12 protein-coding genes are annotated in these 13,581 nt (G+C 58.4%); 3 read left to right on the forward strand and 9 right to left on the reverse strand.

All coding sequences use genetic code 11. The annotated features are described in order from the left end of the window. Positions 1–37 precede the first annotated feature (37 nt). The 8 genes from FGF54_RS08500 to rpsL form a co-directional block, all read right to left on the reverse strand. The gene (locus tag FGF54_RS08500; protein WP_003521003.1) at positions 38–331 is read right to left on the reverse strand and encodes a 50S ribosomal protein L23; all 294 of its coding nucleotides are present in this window, start codon (positions 329–331) and stop codon (positions 38–40) included. Continuing rightward, on the reverse strand, positions 328–948 hold the full coding sequence (gene rplD, locus FGF54_RS08505) for a 50S ribosomal protein L4 (RefSeq protein ID WP_003495173.1): 621 nt from the start codon (positions 946–948) through the stop codon (positions 328–330). Before rplD ends, FGF54_RS08500 begins: the two co-directional genes overlap by 4 nt. Positions 949–960: 12 nt before the next feature. Then, positions 961–1,602, reverse strand: a complete 642-nt coding sequence (gene rplC / locus FGF54_RS08510; RefSeq protein WP_003507769.1) for a 50S ribosomal protein L3 — start codon at positions 1,600–1,602, stop codon at positions 961–963. 204 nt (positions 1,603–1,806) lie between these two features. After that, positions 1,807–2,115, reverse strand: a complete 309-nt coding sequence (gene rpsJ / locus FGF54_RS08515) for a 30S ribosomal protein S10 (protein WP_003507767.1) — start codon at positions 2,113–2,115, stop codon at positions 1,807–1,809. 311 nt (positions 2,116–2,426) lie between these two features. Next, entirely contained in the window at positions 2,427–3,602 is a 1,176-nt protein-coding gene (tuf, locus tag FGF54_RS08520) for an elongation factor Tu (protein ID WP_003525183.1), read from the reverse strand. Between the two features lie 65 nt (positions 3,603–3,667). After that, a complete protein-coding gene (fusA, locus tag FGF54_RS08525) occupies positions 3,668–5,767 on the reverse strand; it encodes an elongation factor G (protein ID WP_003523732.1) in 2,100 nt (699 codons plus the stop codon). Between the two features lie 34 nt (positions 5,768–5,801). Further along, complete coding sequence (rpsG, locus tag FGF54_RS08530) at positions 5,802–6,272, reverse strand: 30S ribosomal protein S7 (protein ID WP_003507761.1); 471 nt, start codon at positions 6,270–6,272, stop codon at positions 5,802–5,804. A 78-nt stretch (positions 6,273–6,350) separates the two neighbouring features. Continuing rightward, a complete protein-coding gene (gene rpsL / locus FGF54_RS08535; protein ID WP_003507760.1) occupies positions 6,351–6,722 on the reverse strand; it encodes a 30S ribosomal protein S12 in 372 nt (123 codons plus the stop codon). Positions 6,723–7,248: 526 nt separating this feature from the next. On the opposite strand from rpsL, the gene FGF54_RS08540 reads away from it, so the two are divergent. The 3 genes from FGF54_RS08540 to FGF54_RS08550 all read left to right on the forward strand — a co-directional run bounded on the left by FGF54_RS08540 (position 7,249) and on the right by FGF54_RS08550 (position 9,088). After that, positions 7,249–7,542: a hypothetical protein gene (locus FGF54_RS08540; RefSeq protein WP_035262574.1), complete on the forward strand. Its 294-nt coding sequence runs from the start codon at positions 7,249–7,251 to the stop codon at positions 7,540–7,542. A gap of 11 nt (positions 7,543–7,553) precedes the next feature. Next, entirely contained in the window at positions 7,554–7,904 is a 351-nt protein-coding gene (locus FGF54_RS08545) for a VOC family protein (protein WP_142779422.1), read from the forward strand. Positions 7,905–8,002: 98 nt separating this feature from the next. Further along, positions 8,003–9,088: a helix-turn-helix transcriptional regulator gene (locus FGF54_RS08550; protein ID WP_142779423.1), complete on the forward strand. Its 1,086-nt coding sequence runs from the start codon at positions 8,003–8,005 to the stop codon at positions 9,086–9,088. A 141-nt stretch (positions 9,089–9,229) separates the two neighbouring features. Here FGF54_RS08550 and rpoC read toward each other — a convergent pair whose 3' ends face one another. Beyond that, a complete protein-coding gene (gene rpoC / locus FGF54_RS08555) occupies positions 9,230–13,438 on the reverse strand; it encodes a DNA-directed RNA polymerase subunit beta' (RefSeq protein ID WP_065655887.1) in 4,209 nt (1,402 codons plus the stop codon). Between the last annotated feature and the right edge of the window lie 143 nt (positions 13,439–13,581).

Here is a 13,581-nt window from a genome sequence, read left to right on the forward strand (position 1 = left end):
GTTCCCTTTTGGGTCTTTGCCCGCTTGGGCCTAACCTTTAGAGTCCGGTGGACACGTCGATGGATTGACCTTCGGCGAGCGTGACGACGGCTTTCTTGACGTCCTTCAGCTTACCGGCGAATCCACGGAAACGACGGGTCTTACCCTTGCGGATAAGCGTGTTCACAGCCGTGACTTTGACGCCGAAGAGAGCTTCCACGGCAGCCTTGATTTCAGGCTTGGAAGCGTTCTTGGCGACGTTGAATACGACCTGGTTCTGTTCGGATACCAGCGTCGACTTTTCCGTGATCGAAGGAGATACGATCACATCGTAGTGGCGAAGATCCGTCATTTGAACCGCTCCTCCAGAGCCTCTACAGCAGCCTTGGAAAGCACCAGCTTGCCACGGCGCAGGATGTCGTAAACATTGATGCCCTGAACCGGCAGAACGTCCACGTTCGGGATGTTCTGAGCAGCGAGCTTGAAGTTGCCATCAAGTTCGGCGCCGCCGATAACGAGAGCGTTGGTCAGGCCAAGCGAAGCGAAGCTGCCCAGCAGAGCCTTGGTCTTTGCTTCGGACGCGACGAGCTGATCGACGATGATCAGTTCTTCAGCCTTCAGCTTTGCAGACAGGGCGTGACGCAGAGCGAGCGCACGAACCTTCTTCGGAAGATCGTGTGCATGGCTGCGAACGACCGGGCCGTGGGCCTTGCCGCCGCCGCGGAACTGCGGTGCGCGAGCCGAATGGTGACGAGCGCGGCCCGTACCCTTCTGCTTGTACATCTTCGCGCCGGTGCGGGAAACTTCCGACCGGTTCTTGGACTTGTGGGTTCCCTGCTGCTTCTTTGCAAGCTGCCAGCGAACCATGCGGGCCAGGATGTCCTGGCGGGGGTCGAGGCCGAAGATCTCATCCGACAGAGAAACCTTGCCGGCGTCTTTTCCCTCGAGGGTCTTGACGTTCAATTCCATGATAAGGCTCCCTTACTTCGCAGCCGACTTGACGGCGTCGCGGACGATGATCCAGGAACCCTTCGAGCCGGGAACTGCACCCTTCACGAGGATGAGGCCACGGTCTTCATCGGTCGAAACGACTTCGAGGTTCTGGGTCGTAACGCGCGTCTGGCCCATATGACCAGCCATGCGCTTGCCCTTCCAGACGCGGCCCGGATCCTGGTTGTTACCGGTCGAACCGTGTGCACGGTGCGATACGGAGTTACCGTGCGAAGCGCGGCCACCACCGAAGTTGTGACGCTTCATAGCACCGGCAAAACCTTTACCGATCGTGGTTCCAGTGACGTCGACCAGCTGGCCGGACTGAAAATGATTTGCGGTCAGTGTTGCACCGATGTCGATCAGGTTCTCGGGGGAAACCCGGAACTCGACGAGCTTGGCTTTCGGTTCGACATTGGCAGCGGCAAAATGACCGCGAAGCGCCTTCGTCGTGTTCTTGACCTTGGACTGGCCGGCACCGAGCTGAACTGCGGTATAGCCATTCTTGTCTTCCGTGCGCTGGGCAACGACTTGTACGTTATCCAGTCGCAATACTGTTACGGGGATATGTTCACCTGCGTCGTTATAGACGCGTGTCATACCCACTTTCTGTGCAATCACACCTGAACGCATTGGTTCATCCTCTTGCGAGCCTTGAAGGGAAAACCCTCTCTGGCCTTTGTTAAGGAGTGCCCTTCGACATCTCACGATGTTTCCGGTCTCCGGTTTGGAAGTCGTTGGATTGCTCCACGTACCTTCCTTGTTATTGGCCTTCACCCAAAGGTGAAGTCCGGCCTTGTTACTTCAGCCCTCACCTTGAATGGATCGGGCCGGGTCTTAGAGCTTGATTTCCACGTCAACGCCAGCAGCGAGGTCGAGCTTCATCAGAGCATCGACAGTCTGCGGGGTGGGGTCAACGATATCGAGAAGACGCTTGTGCGTCCGCATTTCGAACTGTTCACGGCTCTTCTTATCAACGTGAGGAGAGCGGTTGACGGTAAACTTTTCGATGCGGGTGGGGAGCGGAACCGGGCCGCGAACGCTGGCGCCGGTGCGCTTTGCGGTCGACACGATTTCACGGGTAGAGGCATCGAGGATCCGGTGATCGAACGCCTTGAGGCGGATACGGATATTCTGGCCGTTCATTCGTCTTGTCCTTGTTCTTTGTTATTCGTTTCCGCACGCGGAAACACATGAACTTCTATTGATCGTGGCGCCGCAGATTTTCAAAAATCGAGAGAAATGCGCTGTCGCATCCCAATCATTTCAGTTGTCTGTATTGCTAAAACACCGCGTTTCGCAATCGCTTGCGAATCCAGCGGTGAGTGTGAGTGCGCGTTTACGCGCTTTCACCGAATTTTTCAAGCACTAAAAATGCAACGCCGCCAGGCTTTTTACCAAAAGTCCGGCGGCGGTGTTGTTCACACCGCCGCCAGTCTGAATTTCAAAGGTCGAAATTACTCGACGATCGAGGCAACGATGCCTGCGCCGACGGTACGGCCGCCTTCGCGGATAGCGAAGCGCAGCTTTTCTTCCATCGCGATCGGAACGATCAGCTCGACGTCAACGGTCACGTTGTCGCCAGGCATAACCATTTCCGTGCCTTCCGGAAGCGTAACGATGCCCGTTACGTCCGTCGTGCGGAAGTAGAACTGCGGACGGTAGTTCGTGAAGAACGGCGTATGACGGCCGCCTTCTTCCTTCGTCAGGATGTAGGCTTCAGCCTTGAACTTCTTGTGCGGCTTGACAGAACCCGGCTTGCACAGGATCTGACCACGCTCGACGCCGTCACGGTTAACACCGCGAACCAGTGCACCGATGTTGTCGCCGGCCTGGCCCTGGTCGAGCAGCTTGCGGAACATTTCAACGCCGGTAACCGTCGTCTTCGAGGTCGGACGGATGCCGACGATTTCGACTTCTTCACCAACCTTGACGATACCGCGCTCAACGCGACCCGTCACAACCGTACCACGGCCGGAGATCGAGAACACGTCTTCGATCGGCATCAGGAACGGCTGGTCGATCGGACGCTCAGGCGTCGGGATGTAGGCGTCAACCGCAGCCATCAGCTCGCGGATCGCGTCTTCACCGATCTTCTTGTCGGAGTCTTCAAGAGCAGCAAGTGCCGAACCCTTGATGATCGGAATATCGTCGCCCGGGAAGTCGTAGGACGACAGAAGTTCGCGAACTTCAAGCTCGACAAGCTCGAGAAGCTCGGCGTCGTCAACCTGGTCGACCTTGTTGAGGAACACGACGATCGCCGGAACGCCAACCTGACGGGCAAGCAGGATGTGCTCGCGGGTCTGCGGCATCGGGCCGTCGGCAGCCGAGCAAACCAGGATCGCGCCGTCCATCTGGGCAGCACCGGTGATCATGTTCTTCACGTAGTCGGCGTGGCCGGGGCAGTCGACGTGCGCATAGTGACGGGCAGGCGTTTCGTATTCAACGTGTGCCGTCGAAATCGTGATACCACGGGCCTTTTCTTCAGGCGCCGCGTCGATCTGGTCATACGCCTTGAATTCGCCGAAGAACTTCGTGATCGCTGCCGTCAGCGACGTCTTGCCATGGTCAACGTGACCGATCGTGCCAATGTTGACGTGCGGCTTATTGCGCTCAAACTTGCTCTTTGCCATTAGTGGCTCTCCATTCTTGTCCCTTGACGGGAATAATCTTCAAAATTCGGTGGGGCGTACCCCGATCACTTCTGACCGGAGTACTTAGCCTGGATTTCCTGCGCCACGTTCGACGGAACCGGCGAATAGTGGTCGAACGTCATCGAGTACTGTGCACGGCCCTGCGACATGGAGCGCAGGTTGTCGACGTACTTGAACATGTTCGCAAGCGGAACATGCGCGTTGATGACGACGGCGATACCACGGCTTTCCTGGCCCTGGATCTGACCACGACGGGAGTTCAGGTCGCCGATAACGTCACCGACATAGTCTTCCGGCGTTACGACTTCGACCTTCATCATCGGCTCGAGAAGCTGTGCACCAGCCTTCTTCGCTGCTTCACGGAAGCAGGCACGCGATGCGATTTCGAAGGCGAGAACCGACGAGTCAACATCGTGGAATGCACCGTCGACCAGCGTCGCCTTGACGCCGAGCATCGGGAAGCCAGCCAGCGGACCGGAAGACAGAACGCTTTCGATACCCTTCTGAACGCCCGGGATGTATTCCTTCGGAACAGCACCGCCGACGATCTTCGACTCGAACTTGAAGTCTTCGCCTTCGGGGTTCGGTTCGAAGATGATCTTCACGCGAGCGAACTGACCGGTACCACCGGACTGCTTCTTGTGCGTGTAGTCTTCTTCGTGCTGACGCGTGATCGTTTCGCGGTAGGCAACCTGCGGCGCGCCGACGGTTGCTTCAACCTTGAACTCGCGACGCATACGGTCAACGAGAATGTCGAGGTGAAGTTCGCCCATGCCCGCGATGATCGTCTGACCGGATTCTTCATCCGTCTTGACGCGGAACGAAGGATCTTCAGCAGCCAGACGGTTGAGCGCGAGGCCCATCTTTTCCTGGTCGCCCTTGGTCTTCGGCTCGATCGCGATCTGGATGACCGGCTCGGGGAATTCCATGCGCTCGAGGATAACCGGCTTCAGCGGATCGCAGAGCGTATCGCCAGTGGTGGTTTCCTTGAGGCCAGCCAGAGCAACGATGTCGCCGGCAAAGGCTTCTTCGATGTCTTCACGGCTGTTGGAGTGCATCTGCAGCATACGGCCGACGCGCTCGCGCTTGTCCTTGACCGTGTTGATGACAGACGTACCCTTTTCGAGCTTGCCCGAGTAGATACGTGCGAAGGTCAGCGAACCGACGAAGGGGTCGTTCATGATCTTGAACGCGAGCATGGAAAGCGGCTCGCTGTCGTCGGCATGACGCTCGATTTCGGCTTCGGTCTTGAAGTCGATACCCTTGATCGCCGGGATGTCCAGCGGAGAAGGCAGGTAGTCGACAACAGCGTCGAGAAGCGGCTGAACGCCCTTGTTCTTGAACGCGGTACCGCAGAACATCGGGTGGAACTTCACGTCGATGGTGCCGCGGCGAACGAGCGCACGGATCTTGTCGTTGTCGGGCATGATGCCGTTCAGGTAGTCTTCCATCGCTTCTTCGTCGATCTCGACAACGGTCTCGATCAGCTTTTCGCGATATTCGTCAGCCTTGGCCTTCATGTCTTCCGGGATTTCGACAACGTCCCACTGAGCGCCGAGCGATTCGTCGCGCCAGATGAGTGCGTTCATCTCGATCAGGTCGATAACGCCCTTGAACTCGGTCTCAGCGCCGATCGGCAGCTGCATGACAACAGCGATGGCGCCGAGACGGGTCTTGATCATTTCTACCGAGCGGTAGAAGTCAGCACCGGTCTTGTCCATCTTGTTGCAGAAGATCATGCGCGGAACATGATACTTCTCGGCCTGGCGCCAGACGGTTTCCGTCTGCGGCTCAACACCGGCGTTGGCGTCGAGCAGCGCGATGGCGCCGTCGAGAACGCGCAGCGAACGCTCGACTTCAATGGTGAAGTCGACGTGGCCGGGGGTGTCGATGATGTTGAAGCGGCGCATCTTGCCGTCGCGACCCTTCCAGAAGGTCGTGGTGGCTGCGGAGGTGATGGTGATACCACGCTCCTGCTCCTGCTCCATCCAGTCCATCGTGGCAGCGCCATCGTGAACTTCGCCGATCTTGTGCGACTTACCGGTGTAATAAAGGATACGCTCGGTGGTCGTCGTCTTGCCGGCGTCGATATGCGCCATGATACCGAAATTGCGGTAGTCTTCGATTTTATATTCGCGAGCCATAATGGACTGCCTTTCGATATGCGACCGGTTAAGATTACCAGCGGTAATGCGAGAATGCGCGGTTGGCGTCGGCCATCTTGTGCGTGTCTTCGCGCTTCTTGACAGCGGAACCGCGGTTGTTCGCAGCGTCCATGAGTTCGCCGGAAAGGCGATCGACCATGGTCGTTTCGTTGCGCTTGCGGGCAGCCGTGATCAGCCAGCGGATAGCGAGGGCCTGACGGCGCTCGGGGCGAACGTCGACGGGAACCTGATACGTGGCACCACCAACGCGGCGCGAACGCACTTCAACGTGCGGAGCAACGTTGTCGAGGGCGGAGTGGAACACGCCGAGCGGCTCCTGCTTCGTCTTGCCCTGAACGACGTCGAATGCGCCGTAAACGATGCTTTCTGCGACCGACTTCTTGCCGTGAAGCATGATGGCGTTCATGAACTTGGTGACGACCAGATCGCCGAACTTCGGGTCCGGGTTGATCTCACGCTTTTCTGCACTATGGCGACGGGACATATTCTTTGTCTCTCAATGTTATTGACGCTAAACCACGCGGAGAACCTCGCGCAGCGCCGGAATTTGTTTAAACCCGAATTACTTCGGACGCTTCGCACCGTACTTGGAGCGGCGCTGCTTGCGGTTCTTGACGCCCTGGGTATCGAGAACACCGCGGATGATGTGGTAACGCACGCCCGGCAAGTCCTTTACGCGGCCGCCGCGGATCATGACCACGGAGTGTTCCTGGAGGTTGTGACCTTCGCCCGGAATGTAGCCGATGACTTCGAAGCCGTTGGTGAGGCGGATCTTGGCAACCTTACGCAGAGCCGAGTTCGGCTTCTTCGGGGTCGTCGTGTAAACGCGGGTGCAAACACCACGCTTCTGCGGGTTTTCCTGAAGAGCAGGAACCTTGTTGCGCTTTACCTGTGCCTGGCGAGGCTTGCGGATCAGCTGGTTTACGGTAGGCATATAACCATCCCTTGCAAAAACTACTTTAGCCACCCTCACGGGTGGCGGCTATGCCGTTGCCGGCGACGATGCACGCATATATCCTCATGCGCAAAACGTGGCCCGATCCGTTTTCACGGATGGACCACCAAGAGCAGAGGACACCGGATGAGGCGTCTTGCGTGCAACATTCGTGTCTTCTACGTGCAATGGAGACCCGTTTGAGATGATGTTCGGGAAAAAGGTTACCGAACGGCCAGCACCCACAGAGGCTCCGATGGCGGGCGTACTACTGTTTTAGCCAGCTTTCGTCAAGGGTGAATCCACATTTTGCGCCGCCACCCATGGCCGCAAAGCCCACGTCCGGGCCATTTCCAACCCGCTTTAACATAAGTCGGCACAGAAGGCAGCGATTTTGACCTCCACGCTTTGGCTTTTCATAAAATCCGTCTATTGATTCCCCATGGCGGGCCGGAGCGGCTCCGCCATGGGCGGGACCGATTCCCTCGGCCCGCATCACAGCAACGACAGATCAAGGAACCGCGTCATGAGCACCCTCCCCGACAACGACAACGGACGCGACGAGCCGATGGTCTTCATCGTCATCGGCAAGGCCTATGAGACCGACAATTCCGAGGGCATCGACATCCACGTCATCCTGCGGGCGCCGGACGACGATACCGCCGTGCGCGAAACGCTGAACGCGCTTTCCGAGGAAGGTTTCATCGAAGCCGATCTCGACCAGATCGGCATGCTGACCGACGTGCCGGATGAAGAGCCGCACGCCTCCGCCTATCAGGGCGCGCTCGAAGGCGAAGTCGCCATCATCCGCTTCGCCTGAGGCGCAGGTCCGTGGCAGTAAGACGTGTCGTCGCCAACATCGCAACGCCGGAACCCGCGCGGGCTCAGGCGTTCTATGGCGATATTCTCGGCATGACCGTCGCCATGGACCACGGCTGGATCCTGACCTATGCCAGTCCGCTCGAAGCCAGGGCGCAGGTCAGCTTCGCAAGCGAAGGCGGCTCCGGCGCGGCAGTGCCGGACCTTTCCATCGAGGTCGATAATTTCGAAGAGATTCACGAAAGAATCCTGAAAGCGGGCTTGCCGATCGACTATGGCCCGGTTACCGAGGCCTGGGGCGTGCGCCGGCTGTTTCTGCGCGATCCCTTTGGAAAATTGGTCAATATATTAAGTCACTCATAGATTATATACTTTGAATACAATAGTATTATTTGATTATACGTTGAACAATACCGAAATATGATGTTTAAATAGCCCCGACACAAGATTCCAGTGACGGGTTGAATACTATATTGTCGGCAGACATTATCGATGACATTTATGAGGCAGCGCTTTTCCCCGATCGTTGGGCACAGGTCATTGCCGCCATCGGTCACCGGCTGGATTTCTGGGGTGGCGCCCTTACCTGGGGCAAGGGTGAAGAAGAAGCCTGGCTTTACACGCCCAATTTCCAGGAACTGATGCAGGCCTTCATGGATGGCGGCTGGAACCGCCGAAACGACCGCCTGACCCGCGCAGTCCGTGAGGGGCAATTTTCCTTCGTGCAGGATTTCGATGTCTTCACCCATGATGAATGGGCAGGACTGCCGATCGTGCGCGATTTCCTGATACCGCGCGGACTGGGATATGGCGCGGCCACCCAGGTTGCGCCGCCCGACCATCCGGCAATGACGGTGCTTTTCGAACGCAAGCTCGATAGCGGCGTCATAGGGCCGGAAACCATGGCGGCGCTCGACCGGCTGAGACCGCATATTGCCCGCAGCCTCACGCTGGCAACCCGGCTGCAGCGGCAGAAAGCCGACGCCATGACGCTTGGACTGAACGCCATCGGGGCGCCGGCGGCGGTGCTTCAGGCGAGCGGCCGTGTGCTTTCTGCAAACGACATGTTTCTCTCCCTCAGGAAATGTATTTCCACCCGCGCCCACGACAGAATCGTGATAGCCGACGAAAGAGTGAACCGGCTGCTCTATAAGGCGCTTGCCGGGCATAATATCGGCTCGTTCCCGCTGCCGACCGGCGAAGATCGGTCCTGCATCCTGCACGTCATACCGTTGCGCAGGAACGCACTGGATCTGTCCCCGAAAGGCTGCGCCATCGTGCTGATATCGCAACCCATGGGCACCGTCGCCGACGCGACCTCACTGCTAAAGGGGCTTTACGACCTCACCAGGGGCGAGGCCCGTGTGGCGCTGGAAATCATGAAGGGGCTTTCGCTTCCCGCCGTGGCGAAGCAATTGCAGATTTCCCACGAAACGGTGCGCAGCAACGCCAAGTCGATCTATGCGAAGACCGGCAGCACCGGCCAGACCGATCTCGTTCGCCGGCTTTCCGTCCTCACCCGTTATAACATCCGCGAACAGGGCTGAGCCCGCCGCAGGTGGCTGGAGACGCCGACCAACCGCAAAAGCCACAGGTCCCTGTTCCACATAAACAAAAACGCCCGGATTGCTCCGGGCGTTTCGTTCTGAACTTCGGCGGGGCTTCGCAAAGCCCCTGCCCTTCCCGCCTTATTCGGCGGCCGGAGCCTGGTCCGTCATGTCCTGCAGCATCTGGTTCGCAGAGCCTGCACCGGTACCCTTGCGACGTTCCTCGAGAATGAGGTCGTCGCGCGAGGTGGCGATGCGGCGAATCTGCGTCATGGTGCCGCCGGTACCGGCCGGGATGAGACGGCCGACGATGACGTTTTCCTTGAGGCCCTGCAGCGTGTCCGTCTTGCCGGCAATCGCAGCTTCCGTGAGAACCTTGGTGGTTTCCTGGAAGGATGCGGCCGAGATGAAGGACGGCGTCTGCAGCGAAGCCTTGGTGATACCGAGCAGAACCGGCTCGCCATAGGCAGGCTTCTTGCCTTCTTCGATCAGGCGGTCGTTGTTGTCGTCGAGCTCGATGCGATCAACGTTGTCACCAACGATGTACTGGCTGTCGCCGGCATCGGTGATCTCGACCTTCTGCAGCATCTGGCGAACGATCACCTCGATGTGCTTGTCGTTGATCACAACGCCCTGCAGACGGTAGACTTCCTGGATTTCGTTCACGAGGTAGGAAGCCAGAGCCTCCACGCCCTTGATCGCCAGAATGTCGTGCGGTGCCGGGTTACCGTCGAGGATGTATTCACCCTTTTCGATATAGTCGCCTTCCTGAAGGTGGAAGGGCTTGCCCTTCGGGATCAGGTATTCGACCGGCTCGACGCCGTCTTCCGCAGGCTCGATCATCACGCGACGCTTGTTCTTGTAGTCGCGGCCCAGCCGGATCGTACCATCGATCTCAGCGATGATGGCGTGGTCCTTCGGACGACGGGCTTCGAACAGTTCGGCAACGCGCGGCAGACCGCCGGTGATGTCCTTCGTCTTGGCGCTTTCCAGCGGCGAACGTGCAAGCACGTCACCCTGGGAGACCTTCGCACCCGGCTCGACCGACAGGATGGCGTCGACCGAGAGCTGGAAGCGGGCTTCGCCACCACGGGCAAGCTTCGCAACAGCACCGGAAGCGTCCTTGATGACGATTGCGGGCTTGAGGTCCGAACCGCGCGGCGTCGAACGCCAGTCGATAACCTGACGCTTGGTGATGCCGGTGGATTCGTCGGTGGCTTCCAGAACGGAAAGACCATCGACGAGGTCCTCGAAGTGAACGGTACCTTCCACTTCCGTCATCATCGGACGGGTGTAGGGGTCCCACTCTGCAAGACGCTGACCGCGCTTAACCTTGTCGCCGTCGTCAACGAAGATCTTCGAACCATAGGCAACGCGCTGCGAAGACCGCTCCTGGCCACGCTCATCGAGAATGGTGACGGCCATGTTGCGGCCCATCGCGATGAGTGCGCCTTCGGAGTTGCGCAGGATGTTGCGGTTCTTGATCGCAATCGTGCCCTCGTAAGAGGCTTCGAGGAACGACTGGTCGACCACGTTCGCCGTACCGCCAAGGTGGAAGGTACGCATGGTAAGCTGTGTGCCCGGTTCACCGATAGACTGTGCGGCGATGACGCCGACGGCTTCGCCCATGTTGACAGGCGTACCGCGTGCAAGGTCACGACCGTAGCAGACGCCGCAGACGCCGATCTGCACTTCGCAGGTCAGAGCCGAACGGATGCGGACGGACTGGATACCGGCCTTCTCGATGGCGGCCACGTCGGCTTCGTCGATCAGCGTGCCGGCCTTGACGATGTTTTCGCCGGAAACCGGATGATCGATGTCGTCCAGAGCCGTACGGCCGAGGATACGTGCGCCGAGCGAGGCAACGACCTGACCGGCATCGACGATGGCGGTCATGGTGAGGCCCTTGTCGGTGCCGCAATCCTTGGAGTTGACGATGCAATCCTGCGCGACATCGACGAGACGACGGGTAAGGTAACCCGAGTTCGCCGTCTTCAGGGCGGTGTCTGCGAGACCCTTACGGGCACCGTGGGTCGAGTTGAAGTACTCGTTAACGGTCAGGCCTTCCTTGAAGTTCGAGATGATCGGCGTCTCGATGATTTCACCCGACGGCTTCGCCATCAGGCCGCGCATACCGCCCAACTGACGCATCTGGTTCGGAGAACCACGAGCACCCGAGTGCGACATCATGTAGATGGAGTTCATCGGCTTCTGGCGGCCCGTTTCCGGATCGAACTCGACAGCCTTGATGCGTGCCATCATCTCTTCGGCGACCTTTTCGGTAGCCTTGCCCCAGGCGTCGACAACCTTGTTGTACTTTTCGCCCTGGGTGATGAGACCATCGTTATACTGCTGTTCGTATTCCTTCACGAGAGCTTCGGTGTCACCGACGATCTTCACCTTGCTGTCCGGAATAACCATGTCGTCCTTGCCGAACGAAATGCCGGCGCGGCAGGCATGGGCAAAGCCGAGCTGCATGATGCGGTCGCAGAAGATGACCGTGTCTTTCTGGCCGCAATGACGGTAGACCGTGTCGATCATCTTGGAGATGTTCTTCTTGGTCATTTCCTGGTTGCAGACGTCGAAAGGCACGTTGACGTTCTTCGGCAGAAGTTCGCCGATGAGCATACGGCCGGGGGTCGTCTCATGGATCTTCGAAACCGGCTTGCCATCGGCATCCACGGTCTTGAAGCGGCCGCGGATCTTGGCATGCAACGTCACGACCTTGTTTTCAAGCGCGTGATGCAACTCGCCGATATCCGAGAAGGCCATGCCTTCGCCCGGCTCGTTCTGGTTCATGATCGACAGGTAATACAGGCCGAGAACCATGTCCTGCGAAGGAACGATGATCGGGTGGCCGTTTGCCGGATGCAGGATGTTGTTGGTCGACATCATCAGCACGCGCGCTTCGAGCTGGGCTTCCAGCGAAAGCGGAACGTGAACAGCCATCTGGTCACCGTCGAAGTCGGCGTTGAAGGCCGTGCAGACGAGCGGGTGCAGCTGGATGGCCTTGCCTTCGACCAGCATGGGTTCGAAAGCCTGGATACCCAGACGGTGCAGCGTCGGTGCGCGGTTCAGGAGAACCGGATGCTCGCGGATGACCTCGTCGAGGATATCCCAGACTTCCGGCTTTTCTTTTTCAACCAGCTTCTTGGCCTGCTTGACGGTCGAGGAATAACCCTTGGCGTCGAGGCGGGCATAGATGAACGGCTTGAACAGTTCGAGCGCCATCTTCTTCGGCAGGCCGCACTGGTGCAGCTTCAGTTCCGGACCGGTCACGATGACCGAACGGCCGGAATAGTCGACGCGCTTGCCGAGAAGGTTCTGGCGGAAGCGGCCCTGCTTGCCCTTGAGCATGTCGGAGAGCGACTTCAGCGGACGCTTGTTGGCACCCGTGATGACGCGGCCGCGACGGCCGTTGTCGAACAGCGCATCCACGGATTCCTGCAGCATGCGCTTTTCGTTGCGGATGATGATACCCGGCGCACGAAGCTCGATCAGGCGCTTCAGACGGTTGTTACGGTTGATGACGCGGCGATAGAGATCGTTGAGGTCGGACGTCGCGAAACGGCCGCCATCCAGCGGAACCAGCGGGCGCAGGTCCGGCGGAATGACCGGAACGACCTTCATGATCATCCATTCCGGACGGTTGCCGCTTTCCATGAAGTTCTCGACGATCTTCAGGCGCTTCATCAGCTTCTTCTGCTTCAGGTCAGAAGTCGTTTCAGCAAGCTCGACGCGCAGGTCGCCGGCGATCTTTTCGAGGTTCATCGAAGCCAGCATCTCATAGATGGCTTCAGCGCCGATCATGGCGGTGAACTGGTCTTCGCCAAACTCGTCAACGGCGATCATGTACTCTTCTTCGGACAGAAGCTGGTTCTGCTTCAGCGAAGTGAGGCCCGGTTCGGTGACGATGTAGTTTTCGAAATAGAGAACGCGCTCGACATCCTTCAGCGTCATGTCGAGCAGGGTCGAGATACGCGAGGGAAGCGACTTCAGGAACCAGATATGAGCAACCGGCGCTGCGAGCTCGATATGGCCCATGCGCTCACGGCGAACGCGCGACAGCGTCACTTCGACGCCGCACTTTTCGCAGATGATGCCCTTGTACTTCATGCGCTTGTACTTGCCGCACAGGCACTCATAGTCCTTGATCGGTCCGAAGATGCGCGCGCAGAAGAGACCGTCGCGTTCCGGCTTGAACGTACGGTAGTTGATGGTTTCCGGCTTCTTGATCTCGCCGTAGGACCACGACAGGATTTTTTCCGGCGAAGCGATCGAAATCCGGATGGAATCGAAATGCTGCGCAGGCACCTGAGGATTGAAAAGATTCATGACCTCTTGGTTCATGCCTTGTCTCCTTGAGAGGCTAGCTGCTGCCCCTGTTTGCATCTGGACCGGCTTCTTCCCGGGTCACCGTCCAGAGCTTTAAATACGGATTAACCGCATAATGCGGCGAAAGTGTCCCGAACCGGCCAATACCGTCCGGGAAA

The sequence above is a fragment of the Agrobacterium sp. T29 genome, from assembly GCF_006970545.1.
In the GTDB taxonomy this organism is placed as follows: domain Bacteria; phylum Pseudomonadota; class Alphaproteobacteria; order Rhizobiales; family Rhizobiaceae; genus Agrobacterium; species Agrobacterium leguminum.